Below are 19,324 nucleotides of genomic sequence, written 5' to 3'. Positions count from 1 at the left end.
CCGACTTCATGAACGTCACGCCATCCCAGATCGGGTTTGTTCTGTTCGTACTCGCGAACGCAACAATCTTCGTGCGCCCGTGGGAAGTGCTGCCCGAACTGGAAGGCTTTCAGGTTTACGAGTTCCTCATTCTGACGGCTGGCCTGCTGAGCTACAAGCAGATCCAGCATCACATTAAAGTCCGTTGCCTGCTGGCCCAGCCGATCACGCTGTGCGTTCTCGGTGTCCTGGTCTCGGTGCCGATTTCGCATCTCGCGAACGGTTATCTGGGTGGAGCCATCCAGGGAACCGTAATGATGCTCAAGACGGTCGTCTATTACCTGGTCCTCGTCGCAGTGGTGGACTCAACACGGCGATTCCGCGCCTTCCTCATGACGCTGGCGATCTGCGGACTGCTCAGCATCGGCATCGCGGACGCCGACTATCACGATCTCATCAAAATTGAGTCGTTGACGCATATCAAAGAACGCATCGGCTACTCGGCTTCCGGACAGGATCAGTTCCTGATTCGGCTCTGTGGGCTGGGCATGTTCCATGACCCGAACGATATGTCGCTGCTAATCATCACGACCGGCTTTCTCTGCATGTCTCAGTTGATGGATCGCCACTGGGGCTGGGCCCGGCTTGTCTGGTTGCTTGCCTTTCCGCTTCTTCTGCTCGCCATTCACGATACCCACTCGCGCGGCGGCCTGATTGCAGCCGCCGCAGGCATCATGGCTTATCTGACGATGAAGCGAGGCCGGGCTTTCGCCATTGCGGCGATCTGCTGTGGAGTCGCAGCGGCTCCGTTGATGCTGGGTCGCATGGCCAATTTCGATCTGTCCGGCGGAACCGGTCAGCAACGAATTCGTCTGTGGGCTGAAGGATTTCAGGCGATTCAGTCGCCGAAGATTTTCTTTGGCATCGGTCAGGGCATGTATGAAGGGCTGACAGACTACGTTGCTCACAACTCCTACGTGCATTCCTTCGTCGAACTGGGACTGTTCGGCGGGTCGATGTTCGTCGGCTGCCTGTTCTTTGCAGCGTACGGCATGTTCCGACTCAAGCGGGATGACGAAACCGTTTACGACGCGGATCTGAAATACTTTCAGCCGTTCGTCGCCGCCATCATCGCCGCCTGGGCCGCCGGTTTCCTGTCGCTGTCTCGCTGCTATCCCACGCCGACGTACACCATTATCGGCATGGCCGCGGCGTATCTGAACATTACGGGAATTCATCTCTATCCGAGACGTCCCGTGTTAAGACTCGATTACGCGCTGACTCAACGCTGGCTGGCCAGCAGCATGCTGGTGTTTGTCGCGATGTTTACCGCCACCAAGATTTTCGCCCGTTTCTAAGTCGAGAACCGAAGAAGACAGAATTCGATGTCGGTCAAAGTTAACGTTCTGATCAGCTGGCTCGCGCATGCGGTGACGCTGGGAATCGGCTTCCTCTTGATGCCGTATATCCTGCACACTGTCGGAGACAGTACGTACGGAACGTGGCTGTTGTTGAACTCGATTGCCGGTCATGCCGGTCTGCTCTACTTCGGCTTCGGCGAAGCGATCTCGCGGTTCACTTCGAAGTATCACACGGAAGAGAAGTGGATCGAACTCAATCGGACGTTCAGCTGCATCACGTCGATCTACCTGATCTCCGGCTGCATCGCATTTCTGCTCGGTATCGGGCTGGCGATTGCTGCGCCCTTCATCAACGACTGGCCGGGCCACGCCGTTGCAGAGATCCGCTGGACCATCGTGATTCTGGCTCTGAATGCCGCGATCTCGATTGGCGGCAGCTCGTTCGGTGGGATCCTGATGGGGATCCAGCGGTTCGATGTCGAGCGAACGATTGTCATCTCGATCAACATTCTCCGACTCGTCCTGACTCTCGTGTTCCTGCATGTGCAGCCGAATCTATTGACGCTCGCTCTGATCTTCCTGGCCGTGACGGTCGCCGAGAACGTTGCAACCTGCATCTGCGCCTTTCGTTTCGTGCCGACGCTACAGTTTCGCTTCCGACATCTTCGCCGACGGGTCTACCAGCGTTGCCTCTCGTTCAGCATGTTCACGTTCCTGTCGCTGATCGCGGAACATCTGATCTACATGACCGACACGATTGTCATCGGTTTCCTGCTGGGACCGTTGGCTGTAGTGCCGTATTACATCGCGTCTCGAGTCTGCGAAATGATTCGAGCCCCTGTGATCCAGGTCGGCTACGTTTTCATGCCGCGAGCGGGACAACTGCACTCGACGAGTCAGAATGAAGAACTGCAATCGCTGGTTTGCCGCGGCTTTGGACTCGCCGTCGTGCTGACGGGGTCGGCTCTTATCGGCGTCTATTTCTTCAGCCATCTGTTGATTGAGGTCTGGATTGGCAACGGCTACCTGCAAAGCAGCTGGCTGCTGTTGATTCTCCTGGCCGGTCAGTTAATTGCTCTGCCAACGCAGCTCATTCGCCACGTTCTGACAGGAACCGGCTACGTCCGACTGCCGGCTCTGCTCTTCCTGGCGGAAGCCGTCACCAATTTGTGCCTGTCGCTGGCATTACTGCCGTGGCTCGGCGTCTACGGCGTGGCGATCGGAACCCTGGTTCCGCTGGTTGTTTTCGAGGGCGGCATTCTTCTCCCAATGGGAGCGCGACATCTCGGATTGACCGTGCGACAGGTTCTGCGGCGCGGGGTCGTCCCTCAACTGCTGCCGCTGTGCCTGATTTTGATTTACTCGCTGCTGATCGATGGCCTGCATCCCCAGGCAACGTGGATGCACGTGTTCGGCATCCTCGTTGGCGCACTGGTTGTCCTGCTGGCCGGTCTGGCCGCCGCCGAACGGCTGAGGCTTTCCGACGACCTGCCGAGACCCACACCATCGCTGTTAAACCAATAGAGGGAACCCGTTTGATGATCGACACTACGACTTCGTCGACCGCCACAACGGTCGCATCCTCCAGCCTTCGAGACACATTGCCTGTCGGCGCCCCCGCTTCGATGATAATCTCGCTCCATTCGATGGACGACTACACACAGGTCAAAGCCGCCTGGGAAGACCTTGAACTCCGACTCGCGAATGTGCCGCTGACGTGTTCCTGGTTGTGGACCTCGACCTGGCTGGCCAACTACAGCAACGTCGTCCGTCCGGTCTTTGCCATCGGCACAATAGACGGAACGGTTCGCGCCGTCTGTCTGATCAGCGAAGTTCGTCACAAACTCCTTCGCCTGTTCCCCATTCGCAGCCTCTACCTCGGAACCGCCGGAGAGCCGCACGGACACAGTGTATGCGTCGAGTACAACGAAGTGCTCACCGAGGACACCTGTCGCGAGCCGTTTCTGGCTGCCCTGCAACAACTCCTGTCGTCGCGTAAAGACTGGGATCAGTTCGTACTCAGCGGCGTGGACGAGGCCAACAGCCGGGACCTGATCCCGCCGCCGAGGTCCGGGATCACAGAAGCTTCGGTCCGCTCGAGGGAATCACGATACTTCGATCTTAAGGGCTGCCGCGAAAGCGGAGCCGAGGTCCTGGAACACCTCGGCAAGAGTACCCGTTCCAATCTCAAGCGTCGTGTGAAGCAACTCGATCCGGTGGAAGTTGAGTGGGCCGAATCGCTGGATCAGGCTCGTGACATTTACCGCGAACTCGTCGAACTTCACCAGGCTCGATGGCAGGCAGTCGGAGAACCGGGCGCCTTTGCCAGCCCGCGTTTCGATCAGTTCCAAAGACAGTTGATTGAACAAGGCTTTAAGCAGCGGGCCGTCGTGCTCACGCGAATCCGTTCGGCCGGAGAGACCATTGGCTGTCTGTATCTGCTCAATGACCGCAATCGCCTGCTTGACTATGTCTCCGGCTTTGCATCGTTCGAACAGGTTTCCAGCCCGGGGCTCGTGTCCCACTTTCTCTGTATGAACGAAGCCCTCCTGCGAGGTTACGACGCTTACGACTTCCTGGTCGGAGACAAACGCCACAAAGAAAACCTTGGCAAATCGTCGAATCAACTTCAGTGGATTTCCTGCGAACGAAAGCGGCTCGCCTTCACCGTTCGGGATCAGCTGCGGCAGCTTAAGCAACTTATGATACGTACCCCGAAAGCTGGCCAGAATGACTGAGAACGTCACAATGCCGACAACCCATTCCACGCCAACCGCGGGCCCCGGCACGACGGACGGAACGAAGATTCGCATCTGTCACGTGAGCATGTGCCTGAGCACTGGTGGACTGGAGCGACTGCTCGTCGAGTTCGCCCGACGGCGGAACCGCTCCCAGTTCGAGACCATCTTTGTCGCTCTGGACCAGATCGGTCAGCCAGCCGCGGAGATCGAAGCTCTGGGCTGTAAAGTCATCTCGTTGAAGGATCAATCCGGAGGGCGGTTCGCGAAATGGGCCGGTCTGCGACGCCTGTTCCTCGATCACGGCATTGATGTCGTTCATTCGCATAACACGTATGCCCATTTCTACGCGACACCGGCCGCTCGAGCTGCCGGGATTCCGGTCGCCATCAACACCCAACATGGCCGAGGATGCGGTCACCACTGGAAACAGCGGCTTCATTTCCTGCTGGCCAATCGTCTCGCCGATCGCGTCCTCGCGGTCTCCGAAGACTCGGCCCGCATCTGTCGCGGTCAGGATCGATTAAGCCAACGCAAGATTGAACCGCTGTGGAACGGCATCGACGTGAATCGGTTTGCGTATTCGGGGCCGGTTGATGAGCCGCACGCCATCAGCGTCGCCCGGCTGAGTCCTGAGAAGGATTTCCCGACATTGCTTAAGGCGACACGAATCGTCGCTGATCGACATCCCGATTTCCGTCTGACACTCGTGGGCGACGGCAAGGAACGAGATTCGCTCGAACAGCTGGCAGCCGAGCTGAATCTGGGCGGCACTGTGACATTTCTTGGCGAACGATCGGACATCCCGGAACTGCTGGCGAAGTCGGCCATGTTTGTCTCATCCTCTTCGACCGAAGGGATCTCGCTGACGCTTCTGGAAGCCATGGCCGTCGGGTTGCCGATCATCACCACATCGGTCGGCGGCAATCCGGAGATTGTTACGCCCGACGTCACCGGATATCTGGTTCCCCCCGCTGAGCCGGAACAATTGGCCGGAGCGATCTGTGGACATCTGGAACGCCGCGATACATGGAAGAGCATGGGCACGGTCGCCCGGCATCAGGTCGAACAGAAGTTTCACATTGATCGCATGATTCGCGAGTACGAGTCGTTGTATCGAAGTTTGATGTCGGAATCGTGGGGAAAAGTTTAGTATCTCTTTCGTCGACCGGAGCTGGTATCCGACTGACGGAACGCGGTGAAGGTAACCTTCAGATCTGAAAGTGCGGGCCCGCCGATGAATATTCTGTTTCTAAGTTCGATCTTTCCCGACGCGCAGAATCCGTCGCGGGGAACGTTCAACTACGAAACCTGCTGCGCACTTCAGCGAGCCGGCGTGGACGTCCGCGTCATCGCCCCTCAGGCCTGGCGGGAGATGATGTCTCGCAAAATGCGGCACAGTCCGGTCGAACCGACTGAAGGCCTGGTCAGCCATCAGATTCCCGTCCGATATCCGACCTACTGGTACCCGCCGAAGATTCTGCGTTCGAAGTACGGACACTTTTACTGGAAGTCGATTCAACAGGCTCTCTCGGACACGCTGTCGGGCTGGAACCCGGACTTCATTCTTTCTTACTGGGCGCATCCCGATGGAGACGCCGGTCTGCGTCTGGCTCAACAGTTGAATAAACCGTGCGGCGTGATCATTGGCGGTTCCGACGTGCTCGTGCTGCCGCAGGACCGTTCCCGTCGGAAGCCGATCATGCAGGTTCTGCAGGAATCGGATGCCGTTCTGACCGTCAGTCAGGGACTGGCTGACGTGGTCGAGAGTTTCGACACCCCCAGCTCGCGAATTTTCCCGGTCTATCAGGGGGTCGACACCGAACACTTTCGTCCGGCCGACAAAGAGAATGCCCGGGCATGGCTCGGTATGGATCCCGAACGTCCACTTCTTGTCTGGGTCGGACGGATGGTGGCGATCAAGAATCTGAACATGCTGCTGGCCGCCGCAGAGATCAAAGCGAACCGGGGCGACGATTTTGTTCTCTGCCTTGTCGGCGATGGGCCGCAGCGGGCGGAGATCGAACAAAAGATCCGCCAGAAAGGACTCGATTCAATCGTCTCGGTAATCGGCTCGGTGAGCCACCGCGATTTGCCGAACTGGTATCAGGCGGCCGATGCGACCGTGCTCTGCAGTCATTCCGAAGGCTTGCCAAACGTGTTGCGCGAGTCGCTGGCCTGCGGGACGCCGTTTGTCAGCACCGACGTCGGCAGCATCGCCGAGATCGCGGGCGATGAGTATTCGGTTCTCGTTCCGTCCGGCGATACGGAAGCTCTGGTCGACGGTATCGACGAGGTTCTGTCGGGGCACTATCAGGTTGGCGCTGAAAGCACTGCCGTTCGCAGCTGGGACGACATGGCTGATGAAATCATCGAGATTGTGAACTCACTGCCGGCGACGCACCAGGCCTGAGTCCCATACGCGAGCCTGAACAAAGAACCGGCTGCCGTTCCGCACCATCAGGTTTTGCGACCTATACTTGAAGCGTTGAAAAACGCGAACAGTCTCGCCGCTCGGAGGCGGGGCCCGATCCGATCCACGCAGACAGGGCCAATCTGGTGCAGGCACCACGGAGAGTTCTATTTATCGCCTATCAGTTTCCGCCGTCGGGGGGAATTGGCGTCCATCGCGTGGTGAAGTTCACCAAGTATCTTCCCGACTTCGGCTGGGAGAGCTCGGTGCTCACCGTCGCCAACCCCTCCGTCCCCCTGAAAGATGAATCGTTGCTCCGAGACGTTCCCGCCTCGACGGAAATCGTGCGAGCCCGGACCCTGGAGCCAAGCTATGAGTTCAAAGAACGCTTTTCGGGAAGCAGGAAGAAGACTGCGGCAGCACGAACGCCTTCAACTGATCCAGGGCCGAGCAAGCCGTCTTTGAGCCCGGCCCGTTTAATCAAGGGTCTGGCCCGAGGAGCGGCCAACCTCGTTTTTCAGCCCGACATGCAGGTGTTGTGGGGTCCGAACGCGTACCGCGCAGGTTGCGAATTACTGCGCCGAAAACAGCACGATGTCATCGTCGCGACCGCTCCGCCGTTCTCATCGTTTCTTGTCGGCGCACGGCTCTCGAAGAAGTTCGGGATCCCGCTTGTGCTCGACTATCGCGATGAATGGGGCATCAGCAACACGTACTGGGAAAACAAGCAGCAGAGCCGACTCTCTCAGCGGATCCAGCAGCGAATGCAGAGCCGACTGCTGCGTCAGGCGACAATGGCCATCGCGACGACTCCCTCCAGTCGCCAGTCCGTGAAGAACTCGGCCATCGCCGCAGGCACATCGCTGCGGTGCGAATACATTTACAACGGGTTCGACCCCGAGGACTTCACCGCCGCTGCCGGCAGCCGAAAGGACTACGGAAACGGGAGGGATCTGTTCCGCCTCGCCTACGTCGGCACGCTGTGGAATCTGAATCCGATCGAACCGCTCGTGAAGGCCATCGAGCAGTTGCACCAGACCTCGCCGCTACTTCTGTCCCAACTCGAGCTGGTCATTGCCGGACGTCGCACCCCTGACCAGGAAGCCGTCCTCGATCGACTGACCAACACCGGATGCCGTCTCGTTCGGCTGCCTTTCATCAGCCACGACGAGGCTGTTCGACTGATGCAGACTTCGGACTGCCTGACACTGCTCAATGCCCCGGTTCCTGGCGCGGAGCGGATTGTGAACGGTAAAATCTTCGAATATCTCGCCTGCGAAAAGCCGTTCCTGCTGATCTCGCCGCAGGGAGATATGTGGGACATGACGGCCGATTGTCCGTATGCCCTGCCCTGCGATCCGCTGAAACCAGAGCAGATTGCTCTGAGTCTCGCAACGGAAATGGAGCGGCATCAGGCGGGGATTCCGCGCGAACGAGCGATCTGGTCTCCGGCCGCCCATGGGCGGCGTCAGCGGGCCGAACAGCTGGCGGCGATTCTCGACGGTCTGACCGGAGCGAACTCCGATTTCGCACGCGACAAGAAACCGCATTCTGAGAACGCGGTCGATACGCTAATATCCCGATAAGCCTGAACCCGTCGTACGCATTCTGGCGAAGATTTTCTCATTCAGAACTCGCAAGAACAACAGCCGCATGTGGTATCTGCTTGCTTTTATTCCCGTTATCGCCCTCGGACTTGTCGGCGGTTATCTGCTGGCACTGCGGAAGCGGGAGATGCATCGCTGGCTGGGGAGTTATTATTTCCCCACGGACCGCGAAGTGCCCGTCGATCTGCCTGATGAGCCGCTCGACGTCTTTATCGCGATTTGCGATCACTACGAACCAGAGCGGGGCAATCTGCCGAAACCGCAGGCGCTGGAACTGGTGAACCGCTGGTGCAGCGAGTATCCGAAGCTGTTCAAAGAACTGGTCGATGTCACCGGCCGCCCGCCGCAGCATTCGTTCTTCTTTCCGCAGGATGAGTATCAGCCGGAATACCTCGATGCCCTGCGTGAACTCTGCGAAGCCGGATTCGGCGATGTCGAGATCCATCTGCATCACGAGAACGACACCGTGGAATCCCTGACGGAAAAACTGAGCACGTTCCGCGATACGCTATTTCATCGTCACGGACTGCTTCGGAGAGATCCGGCCACTGGCGAGATCACCTACGGTTTCATTCACGGCAACTGGGCACTCTGCAATTCCCATCCGAAAGGCTGGTTCTGTGGCGTGAACGAAGAGCTGACCATTCTTCGGGAAACGGGCTGTTACGCCGACTTTACGATGCCGTCCGCTCCTTCCCCGACTCAGGTCTGCACCATCAACAGCCTGTATCACGCCTGGGACCGCCCCGGCCAGCCCGCCTCACATGCGACGGGCCAACGGGTCAAAGTCGGTCGGAAGCCGCCTCAGGACTCCCTGCTGATGGTTCAGGGCCCATTGGTGCCTGACTGGACCAGACCGAAGCTTGGAATCTTTCCGAGAATCGAGAACGGAGACCTCCACGGGACCCGTCCCCCGACGATGGGACGGCTCGATCTCTGGTTGCAGGCCAATGTGCATGCTCTTGGGAAGCCGAACTGGAAGTTCGTGAAGCTGCATACGCATGGCTGCAAAGAGGGAAACATCGACATGCTGCTGGGGCCGCAGATGGTCGAGTTTCACCTGAACCTTCGCAAACGCAGCGAGCAGGATCCACGGTTCCGTTATCACTACGTGACCGCCTGGGAAATGGCCGGCCTGATTCGGCAGATCGAACAGGGTTCAGCCGCCGCGACCCTTCGGGAAACGGTTCCCACGCGAGGTTGAGGGAGATGACCACGAACAATCGTCCTGAGAATCCTCAGAACCGTTAAGACTCTCCACAAGGCCGCAGTTTCCGCTGGTCTTACCACGTTCCTGTTTTGCCAAACCTGCCAGCGTGTGGCAGAGTTGCAATGTGCTGTCGCTGATTGATAGTGGGATAATCCGCCATCGAAGCGCGCAGGAGGTTGCATAGAGACTCTGACCACAATGAGGTGGACAATGCTGAAGGACGTAACGGGTGAGGAACTCGTTGCCGATCGTCGCACTAAGCTGCGACGCGCAATGAGCGAACGTCGCCAGGATGACAATCAGAAGGGCCCTGACGGGGCCGAGAATCGCAAGGGAGATCGACGGAAGGTCGAACGCCGCCGTCAGATCGACCCGACAACATGTGAACGCGATTACTCCGGCGACGAAGTCGAATTCATGCGGGCGATTGACAACTACAAGCGACGCAGCGGACGTCAGTTCCCGACCTGGAGCGAAGTCCTGGAAGTGATCCGCGACCTCGGTTACCGCAAAGTCGCCGAGCCGACGATGACCTTCGTTCCCGATCAGCAGAACTAGCGTCAGGAACCGTTGAATCAAATAAGGCGACGAGGATCTTTCCTCGTCGCCTTTCGCATTGACTGGGTCCAACGGCTTCGTAACGAAAACAGGCCACCCACTCGGATGGCCTGTTCCATTTGTCGCTCGAAGGACGAACTATTCGTTCGGCACCTTCTGAAGCAGGGCGTTGGCCTTGGACTTGATCGCCGAGGAGCCGCTCGCTGTTTCCAGCTCTTTCAGCCCCGTGGCAATCTCATCGGCGTTGGCCACGCCATTCGCCTTCATCTTCTCGGCTTCTTCGTGCATCATCGAAATGCCGCTGTCGAGCTGGCCGCTCTCGGCGACCCCCTCAAGCCAGACGCGAACATTCTCAGTCGGGCTGGGAGCATTTGAACCAGCAGGCAACTCCTGATCAGAGACCGATCCACCACCACAGCCGGGCAGCAGAAGCCCAATTCCCAGCAGGCACACGCAAATTCCAGCTCGCATCATCAGTCCGTCCATCTCTGCAAAAAAGAAGAATACTCAAGAGTTCAAAGGATTTAGAATTCGCCCAGCACTTCGCCGTCGTCGCGAACGCCGAGACGATGCCATGTCATCAGGTCGACGTTTTCGGAGATGAAGCGGACCGAACCATCGGCCAGACCGGCCTGAACGCCGCCCTGGTGACGACTTCGGGAAACGTACAGCCCGCTGCGGTCGGCACATTCACCGAATCCGCCCCCGAAGGCTGCGGAACGGTGCTTCCAGTTTGGCGGAGCAGCCGTGTTGAACATCGTCTGATACGCGTGCCCTGCGGCCCAGTCGCGGCCACAGTTGCTGTAAGAGCCAGCGGCAGCGGGGTCTTCGGCATCAATCGCCGCACCGGCGGTGTTGAGTTCCGCCTCGGTGATGAACTCAGGATCGGCGAAGGTCGGAGCTGTTCCCAGGCGAACGATGTCGCTGTCGGAAACGCGTCCCTGGTTGCCGTCACCGGTCAGGATCTCACCAACCATAATGACGTTCGAGGTCCCGTCGAGGATGTCCCGCATTCCAATGCAGTTACGACGGGTAATCACACCGTGCGTATCGGCTCCCGTCCAGATGTTCCAGGTCGAACCTGCACAGCCGGCGTAGTTGTTACCCGGACCGCCGCCGGAACCGAAGTCGGTATCGGACGGACAACGGAAGGCCGACAGATTGTTCTGACGCAGCGTGTTGTTAATCCCGCTGTAGCAATGCAGTGAGTTATCCCACTGATCAAAGATCGCGCCCTGCTCCAGATTCGGCAGCAGCGAGACCCAGGCACTGTGGCCGTGCCAGCTGGAACCACCCTGAATGTAGAACTGCCCCTGAGGGAACATCGTGTAGGTGTCGTGATAGTTGTGCAGCGCGAGGCCCAGCTGCTTCAGGTTGTTCTTGCAGGAGCTGCGGCGAGCAGCTTCACGTGCCTGTTGAACGGCCGGCAGCAGCAGTGCCACCAGAATGGCGATGATCGCGATGACCACCAGCAGCTCGATCAACGTAAATGCCCACCTGCGCCGAGGGCTCAATTGCGAAGTTCGCGCACTCATGTGTACATCCTTTGATGAAGAATTAGAAAAACAAATAGAATCCCGTCGGCAGTTCGCAAGAATTGCGAGTGACCAGAGGGAAAGACGACAAGCGTAATCCATTAATAATCTTAGATGACTGGATGCCAAGCGTCAATCGACGAAAAATAAACGGGGCCAAGGACTTACACCCGGCAAATACCTGAACGAACGTTTCAAAAACTAATAAAAATGCCCGGTCAGACGTTCAGAATGACCGGGCTTTTTGCGTATTCAGTGAGACTTCGCCACTAAGTGGTCGCCACCGCGTTCAGGAACATGGCCGTGAGTGCTTTCTCCGCCTTTTCGGCCTGATCCCGCCTGATGACCGCCGTCATCCGCATTTCGCTGGTGCCTACAAGCAGAATATTGATATCGTTCTCTGCCAGAGCATGGAACATCTTCTGCCCGACGCCGGTATGGCTGCGGAGGCCGATTCCTGCAACGGACACTTTGGCAATTTCTTCGTCCCAGTTGAGAGTGACGCCATCGGAGAGGTCGATCGCTCCCCGGACTAGCTCAAGACACTTCTGCAGATCGCCCCGCGGGACCGTGAACGTAATGTTCGTCCGCCCCTGCTGGCTCACGTTCTGGACAATCATGTCAATCATGACGCCGCCACGAGCGACCAGGGTGAACAGGCCGGCAGCAATCCCCGGTTCGTCGGCCAGATTCAGGATCGTCACACGGGCCTGGTTCGTGTCGACGATGACATCACTGACAACGATGTCTTCCATATTGGCGAGCTGAAGAACGACCTGACGCTCGCGTTTTTCGTCGACCTGAATCGCTTCGGTCGCTGCCCCAGGCAGAGTCGATCCGAGCGGAGGCGTAATATTCTTGACCTGATCCAGCGCAAAGCTCTTGTGGATCGCCTTGACGGCATCGATCGCGTGATCCGCTTCGATCAGAGCAGAAATTTTGATGTCGCCCGTGGAGATCATCAGCACGTTGATGCCGGCGTCGGCGATCGTCTGGAAGAGCTGAGCGGCGACGCCAGAATGCGTCTGCATGCCGCTGCCAACGATGGAGACCTTCGCGAGCTGCGTCCCGTGGTGGACCGTTCCCTCCCCGAGTTCTTCAACGGCTTCGCCAGCTGCGGTCAGGGCATCGGCAAAGTCGGCGCGGGGAACTGTGAACGAAATTTCGGCAATGCCTGAGTCGGCGATATCCTGAACGACCAGATCGAGCGGAATCTTCCGAGCCGCCATCTTCGTGAAGATCAGACTCATAACGCCCGGTCGGTCGGGAACGCCACGAAGACTGACGCGAAGTTCGTCCTTCACCAGAGCGACTCCGGTCACAACGGGTGCGGGATCTTCCGGTTCCATCGCGATCAGAGTTCCTGCTCCGTCGTTGAATGACGGCCGCACTCTCAAAGGAACGCGGTACTTCTTGGCGAACTCGATCGATCGGGAATGCATGACCCCTGCACCGAGGCTGGCCAGTTCAAGCATTTCGTCGTAGGAAATCTTGGGCACCTGACGGGCATCGGGCACGATCCGCGGATCGGTCGTGAAAACACCTTCGACGTCGGTATAGATCTCACAGAGCGAGGCGCTGAGAACGGCTGCCAGGGCGGTCGCCGTGGTATCACTTCCCCCGCGACCGAGCGTGGTGATGTTTCCGTGCTGATCCATCCCCTGAAAGCCGGCGGCGACGACAATGTTGCCCGCTTCGAGATAGCTGTGCAGGCGGCTGGTGTCGATCTGCCGGATCCGAGCCTTGGTGCTCGCCTCGTCGGTGACGATGCCGATCTGGGGGCCTGTCAGACTGATCGCCTTCTCGCCCAGAGCGTGAATGGCCATCGACATCAGGGCGATCGTTTCCTGCTCGCCGGTGCTCAGCAGCACATCCATTTCGCGAGGGGATGGACGCTCGGTGATCTCCGCAGCCAGGCCGATCAGTTCATCGGTCTTCTTGCCGCGGGCACTGACAACGACCACAACCTGATGTCCGTTCTGATGAGCCGCGACAGCCCGACGAGCTGCGTTTCGAATTTTCTCGGCGGACGCAACGCTCGTTCCGCCGAATTTCTGAACAATGATCGACACAAATGCCTCCCATGAGTTTTCTGCTGGAATTCAAACTGGTCAGCAGAATATCAGATGCGGGAAGCAACTTCACGCGATGCCCGCCAGCCGTGTGACGGAAGAGAGAACAGGGGCTGTTCCTCCGCCGTTCTCGCACGACCAACTTCGCGAGGCGCGCATAGAAAAGGACCAGCAGCGAGTGCTGATCCTTCGTCTTTACGGCAGGTTTACGGCAGTGACCGCTCGAGTCAGCCTGTTCGGCTTAACCTTCGGCGAGCGGCTCTTTCTTCTCGGTAATGACCGGCAGTTCCTTGCTCTTATCGGCGTTGAGCTCGATGAAGCTGTTCCACTCGTCGGGCACGTTGTCTTCGTGGAAGATCGCCTCAACGGGGCACTCGGGAACGCAGGCCTCACAATCGATGCATTCATCCGGATGGATGTAGACCATTGTCTCGCCTTCGTAGAAGCATTCTACCGGGCAGACAACGACGCAATCGGTGTACTTGCAGTTATTACAGGGTTCGCAAACGATATGAGGCATAGCTGGTCCTTCAACGACGTGCAGTTCCGAACGGAGTCAGTTCAAACGGATAATCAACTCAAGCATCCCGGAAATCCGCGGCTGCTCTCTCTTATTATTCGCCCCCAATGCTAGTGTTGGCTTGAATGGAATTCAAGATGATCTGACCCTTCGCCACCAACTGACATTCAATCTCAGAATTACGCCCGTTTTCAGGGTCGACCCCGTCCTTCGACGGCCCGTTTGCGTTCGCTCGTCCTCGCCGTTATAAGCACAAATATTCACACTTATTGATGCATGAGTCGCGCTGCGGTGAATTCGTTCCCGGCGCTCCCCTTTCGATCCGCCTTTCGGCCCCTCATAGAGTTCATCACCATGAAATCAGCAGCCGAACTTCCCCCTGTCGATATCCGCCCGGAGCAGGAAGTCCGCGATGCCCCCACGGCCGTCTGGCCCACGCTGAAGCAACTCGGCCCTGGCCTCATTATCGCGGGAAGTATTGTCGGATCCGGCGAGTTGATTGCGACGACCAAAACCGGAGCTCAGGCGGGCATCTCGCTGCTCTGGCTGATTCTGCTCGGCTGCGTGATCAAAGTCTTCGTTCAGATCGAACTGGGACGGCATACCATCATCCACGGGCAGACCGCCCTCCAGGCGCTCAATCAGGTCCCGGGCCGGTTTCTGTCGCTCAACTGGATCGTCTGGTTCTGGCTGGCGATGATGGTCTCCGGCATCGTTCAACTCGGCGGCATTGTCGGGGGCGTGGGACAGGCCGCAGCGATCGCGATGCCGATTACGGGCGATTATCGCGATGCAATCGCCGTCCCTTCGTCAAAAGAACTGAAGTGGCTGCTGACGTGGGAAGAGCGGCGTCAGAATGAGCCCGAACGATTTGAAGCCCTGGGACCGGCACAGCAGCAGCGGGTCATCGAAGGGAGAAAGCGTCTGCGTCAAAAGCTCGACGCGATTGGCGATCGCGGTACCACCGCCGTGCAGGCCGTGCGGGACGGCAAGCCGCTGCCCGATCCGTACACCTGGGACGACAAGTACTGGGCCCTGGCCGCGACGCTGATTACCGTCGCCCTGCTCTATCGGGGTCGCTACGGATTGATTCAGAACATCACAACCGTCCTCGTGGTCATGTTCACCTTCGTGACTATCGGCAACTGTCTCGCGCTGCAGTCCACGGCGGAATGGAGCCTGTCCTGGTCCGAGATTTCGCAGGGGCTCAGCTTCGGTCTTCCTCCCACGACCGAAGGGATGCGTCCGCTGGCGACCGCGCTGGCGACGTTCGGAATCATCGGAGTGGGAGCCGCGGAACTGGTCTCCTATCCGTATTGGTGCCTGGAGAAAGGCTATGCTCTGCGCACCGGTCCACACGATGGCTCGGAGGCCTGGTATCGCCGCGCTAAAGGCTGGTTGCGGGTGATGCACATCGACGTGTTTCTTTCAATGATCGTTTACACACTGGCGACGGTCGCCTTCTACATGGTCGGCGTGACCGTGCTGTATCGATACGGTCTCGATCCGGAAGGCATGCGAATGACGAGCACTCTGGCCGAAGCCTACGTGCCGATTTTCGGGGACTACGCACGCTGGCTGTTCCTGATCGGTGCCATCGCTGTGCTTTACTCCACGTTCCTGGTTGCTAACGCCAGCCACACTCGGACTTATACTGACCTTTTTAAATTAGTGGGGTGGATTCCCCGAGGCGATCGGGAAAAGCACTGGCGATCGATCTCGACGCTCGGCTGCATCCTCCCGGTCCTCTGCCTGACCATCTTCTGCATGAACGTGAAACCGGACCTGGCAGTCCTGGCAGCCGGTATCATGCAGGCACTGCTGCTGCCGATGCTGGGGATCGGTGCCCTCTTCTTCCGTTACTGGCAGACTGAAGAACGACTTAAGCCATCGCTTCTGTTCGACATTTGCCTGCTGGCCTCCTGTATCGGATTTCTGATTACCGGCGGCTGGGGCGTGTACGAAAACGTGCTCCCTCTGTTCTCCAACGCCTTCTAGGCGGCTGACGTCGTTTCCGCGAAGTCGTTCTAGGACCAGCATGGCGGTTAAGCGACCATCTGATGTCGCGGCTGTTGACTGCCCGGCGACCACCAATCCTTCTTAATGGCGTTGTTTCTTCGATATTCCGCAGCTCCCGGTTTCTCGGCATGCCCGTTGCAGCCGGTATGAGATGCGGGCAGTGCGCTTGCCCCACATCGAAGGACATTATTGAAAGAGGGATGACTATGAGACCATTTGGAAAAATCGCAGCAGCGACGATCTGCGGGATGGCCGCATTCGCAGCCAGCGGATTGTACGCACAAGAAGGAGGCGCCCAGGGTGGTGGCTCTGCACAGGGCGGAGGCTCAGCACAAGGCGGAGGCTCAGCACAAGGCGGCGGCTCGGCACAAGGAGGCGGGGGTTCCGCTCAAGGCGGCGGCTCAGTTCAGGGCGGAGGCTCGGCCCAGGGCGGAGGTGGTTCCGCGCAGGGTGGAGGCGCTGTTCAAGGTGGCGGATCAACCGATGGCGGCGGGTCCGTTCAAGGTGGCGGCGAGGTTCAGGGCAGCGGTCAAGCTCCCCGGGGCAACTCCGGTCAACGAGGAGCGGGAAACCGCGGCTCGGATCAGCAGAGCCCCCGTGATCGTGCCGATGGCGACCGCGATGTTCAGCGTGGCGACCAGAATCGCGGCGAAGGCCGCAACATGGAACGTCCGGACGGACAACAGCGTGACGGAGAGCGACGTGAGTCGAACTTCCGCGGTCCGCTGGATGGACAGGAAGGCCGTGGCGAGCGAAACATGGATCGTGAAGGACGCGGCGATCGCGAGGGAAATCAACCGGAAAACCGAGAGACGGATCGTGATGGCAACCGCCCGAACGGCGATCGCCCGGAAATGAACCGTGGCGATCGGGAAGGACGACAGGACGGAAACCGGGATTTCACCGGTTCACAGCGCCTGCGGAACTATCTGCAGGGTGACTGGCGTCCCGGTCAACGCGATGCGCGTGGAGATCGTGGTGCTCGAGAAGAAGTTGAAGATCGCACCGCAGCCGATCGTTTTCGCGACCGTCTGCGAGGCGAAGAGAATGAGCGTGGCGACCGTGATCGCGGAGACCAGTTCCGTGATGGAGATCGCCGCGAGCTTGGCCAGCGCCAGCTGCGTCAGTGGAACGACTCTGGACAGATCGCCGCCCGTATTCGTGGCAGCATCACCCAGGGCAATCAGTACCGTGGACCACGATTTGACCAGGACTTCTGGCGGTCGTCGATTCGCGAAAACCAGCGGAACCAGTACTACCACTTCTACGGAGCCTACAACACCAACCGTGGCCGAAACTATGATCGCGGTTACTGGTGGCAGCCCACTTCGGCTGATGTTCTGACCAGCTTTGTTGTCGGTAACTGGGGACGTCCGGTTTATTACAACTATGGCCCGGGTGGAACGGTTTACTACCGCGACGGTTACGTTTACATGAACGGCGACCGTTACGTGACTGGCCCGCAGTACTATCAGCAGGCCGTTCGTATCTGCCGATCCGCCCCCGACTATCGTGTGGAAGAAATTGAGAAGCACGAATGGAAGCCGCTCGGGGTTTATGCCCTGACGACAGAAGAAAGTCAGGAAAATCCCAGCCTGATCGTCCAGTTGGCGATCAACAAGGATGGCGTCCTCTCGGGAACCTTCTACGATGAAGAAACCGAGGAAACGCATCCGCTTCGAGGTAAGGTCGATCCTGACACGCAGCGCGCCGTCTGGAGCTTTGCTGACCAGGAAAACAGCGAAGTCGTCATGGAAACCGCCTTCTTCAATCTGACGAAAGAAGAAGCGACCGTGCTTGTTCACTTCGGACCTGAAGTGACTGAGTCGTGGTTGATGGTTCGCCTGCCGTCTCCTAACGAGTCGTAAGCGACAAGCTGATGAATGACAAAGGGGAGTAGAACGAATGTTCTACTCCCCTTTTTTCGTTTCAGGCCTCAGGCTGAAGCAAACGCCCCGCTTAGAGCGGATCGCTCTATCGGATGTCCGCGAATGAGCGTCGAATCGCCTGAAACGCTGCATCTTTCGCGGACCGAACGGTTACACCAAAAAGTAAACTGCTCTAGAAGCCCTCCTGAAGATAGCCATCGAAGGTCTGCATGAGACGGTAAATCACGTACGCTCCCATTCCGACGAGCATCAGCATGAAAATGCTGATCAGAATGCCGCCGGCGAACTGATGCATGGCACGTCCCGAAGGAACCTGTGAGAATTCGCTGTTATGATTCCAGCCGACGGGTTCTTCGGAGATGACCGGTTCGTCCCAGGCATGTTTGTTTCCCGGGGCGACACGGGGATATTCCCCCCGTAGTGATTCCCGTTTGGGTCCGAACTCTTCGTGCTGATAGTCCTCCCTGCGATCCTCCTCCTGGGGTTCTTTCATGGCTCCGCTCTCCAATTGAACTGTCTGTCCCCCCTATTCAGGACGTCCGTTGTCTGCTGGTTTCCTGCCCTCGACGAGAGCTTTCGCCTGACGCACATATCGACGCCCGAGGAGTTCATAACCTTCCTGCGTGTAATGCAGATCGTTGACTGTGATTTCGCCTTTCTTCTTATTATTGAGATCATCGCAATCAACCCAGGCGCCGAGAGGATCGTCCTCAGCCACCTGAACCTGGGCCTGTCGCACGATCTCCCAGTGAGCCCGTTGCGGCTCCGGTCGGAAGTCGCTCAGTCGTCCGATGACAAACGTCATCTCCGGTTGCTTCAGATCACGCCGCAGATTGGCGATCAACAACTTGAGAGCATCGGCATAGGCGGAACTCAACCGTTCCCGGGCATCCCGTTCTCCCTGCATCCAGCAAAACGTCACGCGTTTCGGCCAGCCATTCTTCTCAGTGTACTTTTCGTACTCATCGAGAATCCGTGAATAGTAATTCTTCTCCGAGGCTGCTCCGGTGAGCTTTGTTTCGAGGTTGTAGCGTTCCGCCAGCATGTTCCAGTCGTCAGGTAACCAGAAGCGAATCGGCTTTCCGCCTTCGGCAATCTTGATGTAGGCAGTCTCGCCCTCTTTGAATTCTTCGGACAGTTCCGGGACGAAGCCCAGGTCCGGTTTCATTCCCGCCATATTGGATTGCCCCGACAGGATGAACAGATGCGTCGGCTTATCGGCGGCGACGGCGGGAGAAACGGCGAACAACAGTGCGAAGCAGGAAACGAGCGGAATGCGGAACCAGTTGGGCATGGAAATTCTCCAGTAAGCGAACACATAAGGATTCTGTGATAATACCGCCCCGGAACCGGTTTGCGGGGGACAATCGGGCACTGAAAACCCGTCCTCATCGAGTTTTCGTCGAAAAGTGGCTTCCGATGG

The 19,324-nt window shown here is 58.2% G+C and carries 17 protein-coding genes; 11 read left to right on the top strand and 6 right to left on the bottom strand.

Features of this window, described 5'->3' with window-relative positions; translation table 11 throughout:
- Positions 1-8: 8 nt before the first annotated feature.
- The 8 genes from L1A08_RS19785 (at position 9) to L1A08_RS19750 (ending at position 9,866) form a co-directional block, all read left to right on the top strand.
- Positions 9-1,337 (top strand): O-antigen ligase family protein, encoded by a 1,329-nt coding sequence (locus L1A08_RS19785; protein WP_238758262.1) that lies wholly within the window; start codon positions 9-11, stop codon positions 1,335-1,337.
- Positions 1,338-1,364: 27 nt separating this feature from the next.
- Positions 1,365-2,864 carry an MATE family efflux transporter gene (locus L1A08_RS19780; RefSeq protein ID WP_238758261.1) on the top strand — a complete coding sequence of 500 codons (1,500 nt, stop codon included), beginning with the start codon at positions 1,365-1,367 and terminating at the stop codon, positions 2,862-2,864.
- A gap of 14 nt (positions 2,865-2,878) precedes the next feature.
- Positions 2,879-4,078, top strand: coding sequence for a GNAT family N-acetyltransferase (locus tag L1A08_RS19775; RefSeq protein WP_238758260.1), 1,200 nt, complete (start codon positions 2,879-2,881; stop codon positions 4,076-4,078).
- Positions 4,079-4,088: 10 nt separating this feature from the next.
- Positions 4,089-5,231: a glycosyltransferase gene (locus L1A08_RS19770; protein WP_238758259.1), complete on the top strand. Its 1,143-nt coding sequence runs from the start codon at positions 4,089-4,091 to the stop codon at positions 5,229-5,231.
- Between the two features lie 84 nt (positions 5,232-5,315).
- Complete coding sequence (locus L1A08_RS19765) at positions 5,316-6,491, top strand: glycosyltransferase (RefSeq protein WP_238758258.1); 1,176 nt, start codon at positions 5,316-5,318, stop codon at positions 6,489-6,491.
- A 146-nt stretch (positions 6,492-6,637) separates the two neighbouring features.
- Positions 6,638-8,077 (top strand): glycosyltransferase, encoded by a 1,440-nt coding sequence (locus tag L1A08_RS19760; protein WP_238758257.1) that lies wholly within the window; start codon positions 6,638-6,640, stop codon positions 8,075-8,077.
- Positions 8,078-8,144: 67 nt separating this feature from the next.
- Positions 8,145-9,302 carry a hypothetical protein gene (locus L1A08_RS19755; protein WP_238758256.1) on the top strand — a complete coding sequence of 386 codons (1,158 nt, stop codon included), beginning with the start codon at positions 8,145-8,147 and terminating at the stop codon, positions 9,300-9,302.
- A gap of 216 nt (positions 9,303-9,518) precedes the next feature.
- Positions 9,519-9,866, top strand: a complete 348-nt coding sequence (locus L1A08_RS19750; RefSeq protein ID WP_238758255.1) for a hypothetical protein — start codon at positions 9,519-9,521, stop codon at positions 9,864-9,866.
- A 138-nt stretch (positions 9,867-10,004) separates the two neighbouring features.
- On the opposite strand, the gene L1A08_RS19745 is transcribed toward L1A08_RS19750, so the two are convergent.
- The 4 genes from L1A08_RS19745 to L1A08_RS19730 all read right to left on the bottom strand — a co-directional run bounded on the left by L1A08_RS19745 (position 10,005) and on the right by L1A08_RS19730 (position 13,993).
- Positions 10,005-10,337, bottom strand: coding sequence for a hypothetical protein (locus L1A08_RS19745; protein WP_238758254.1), 333 nt, complete (start codon positions 10,335-10,337; stop codon positions 10,005-10,007).
- A gap of 53 nt (positions 10,338-10,390) precedes the next feature.
- Positions 10,391-11,401 (bottom strand): DUF1559 domain-containing protein, encoded by a 1,011-nt coding sequence (locus L1A08_RS19740; protein ID WP_238758253.1) that lies wholly within the window; start codon positions 11,399-11,401, stop codon positions 10,391-10,393.
- Between the two features lie 269 nt (positions 11,402-11,670).
- Positions 11,671-13,473 (bottom strand): aspartate kinase, encoded by a 1,803-nt coding sequence (locus L1A08_RS19735; RefSeq protein WP_238758252.1) that lies wholly within the window; start codon positions 13,471-13,473, stop codon positions 11,671-11,673.
- A gap of 241 nt (positions 13,474-13,714) precedes the next feature.
- Complete coding sequence (locus L1A08_RS19730; protein ID WP_390896928.1) at positions 13,715-13,993, bottom strand: ferredoxin family protein; 279 nt, start codon at positions 13,991-13,993, stop codon at positions 13,715-13,717.
- Positions 13,994-14,347: 354 nt separating this feature from the next.
- Between L1A08_RS19730 and L1A08_RS19725 the strand changes: the two genes are divergently transcribed.
- The 3 genes from L1A08_RS19725 to L1A08_RS19715 all read left to right on the top strand — a co-directional run bounded on the left by L1A08_RS19725 (position 14,348) and on the right by L1A08_RS19715 (position 17,880).
- Positions 14,348-15,991 (top strand): Nramp family divalent metal transporter, encoded by a 1,644-nt coding sequence (locus L1A08_RS19725; protein ID WP_238758251.1) that lies wholly within the window; start codon positions 14,348-14,350, stop codon positions 15,989-15,991.
- Between the two features lie 321 nt (positions 15,992-16,312).
- Positions 16,313-16,870 (top strand): hypothetical protein, encoded by a 558-nt coding sequence (locus tag L1A08_RS19720; protein ID WP_238758250.1) that lies wholly within the window; start codon positions 16,313-16,315, stop codon positions 16,868-16,870.
- A complete protein-coding gene (locus L1A08_RS19715) occupies positions 16,771-17,880 on the top strand; it encodes a hypothetical protein (RefSeq protein ID WP_238758249.1) in 1,110 nt (369 codons plus the stop codon). The genes L1A08_RS19720 and L1A08_RS19715 overlap by 100 nt, the downstream gene beginning before the upstream one ends.
- 193 nt (positions 17,881-18,073) lie before the next feature.
- Here L1A08_RS19715 and L1A08_RS19710 read toward each other — a convergent pair whose 3' ends face one another.
- Both L1A08_RS19710 and L1A08_RS19705 read right to left on the bottom strand, forming a co-directional pair.
- Entirely contained in the window at positions 18,074-18,394 is a 321-nt protein-coding gene (locus L1A08_RS19710; RefSeq protein WP_238758248.1) for a hypothetical protein, read from the bottom strand.
- 33 nt (positions 18,395-18,427) lie between these two features.
- A complete protein-coding gene (locus L1A08_RS19705; RefSeq protein WP_238758247.1) occupies positions 18,428-19,195 on the bottom strand; it encodes a sialate O-acetylesterase in 768 nt (255 codons plus the stop codon).
- Positions 19,196-19,324: the final 129 nt, after the last annotated feature.

This window comes from Rubinisphaera margarita (genome assembly GCF_022267515.1).
GTDB lineage: Bacteria > Planctomycetota > Planctomycetia > Planctomycetales > Planctomycetaceae > Rubinisphaera > Rubinisphaera margarita.
Note: the sequence above shows the minus strand (reverse complement) of the source record. Positions and strands in the feature narration are given on the sequence as shown.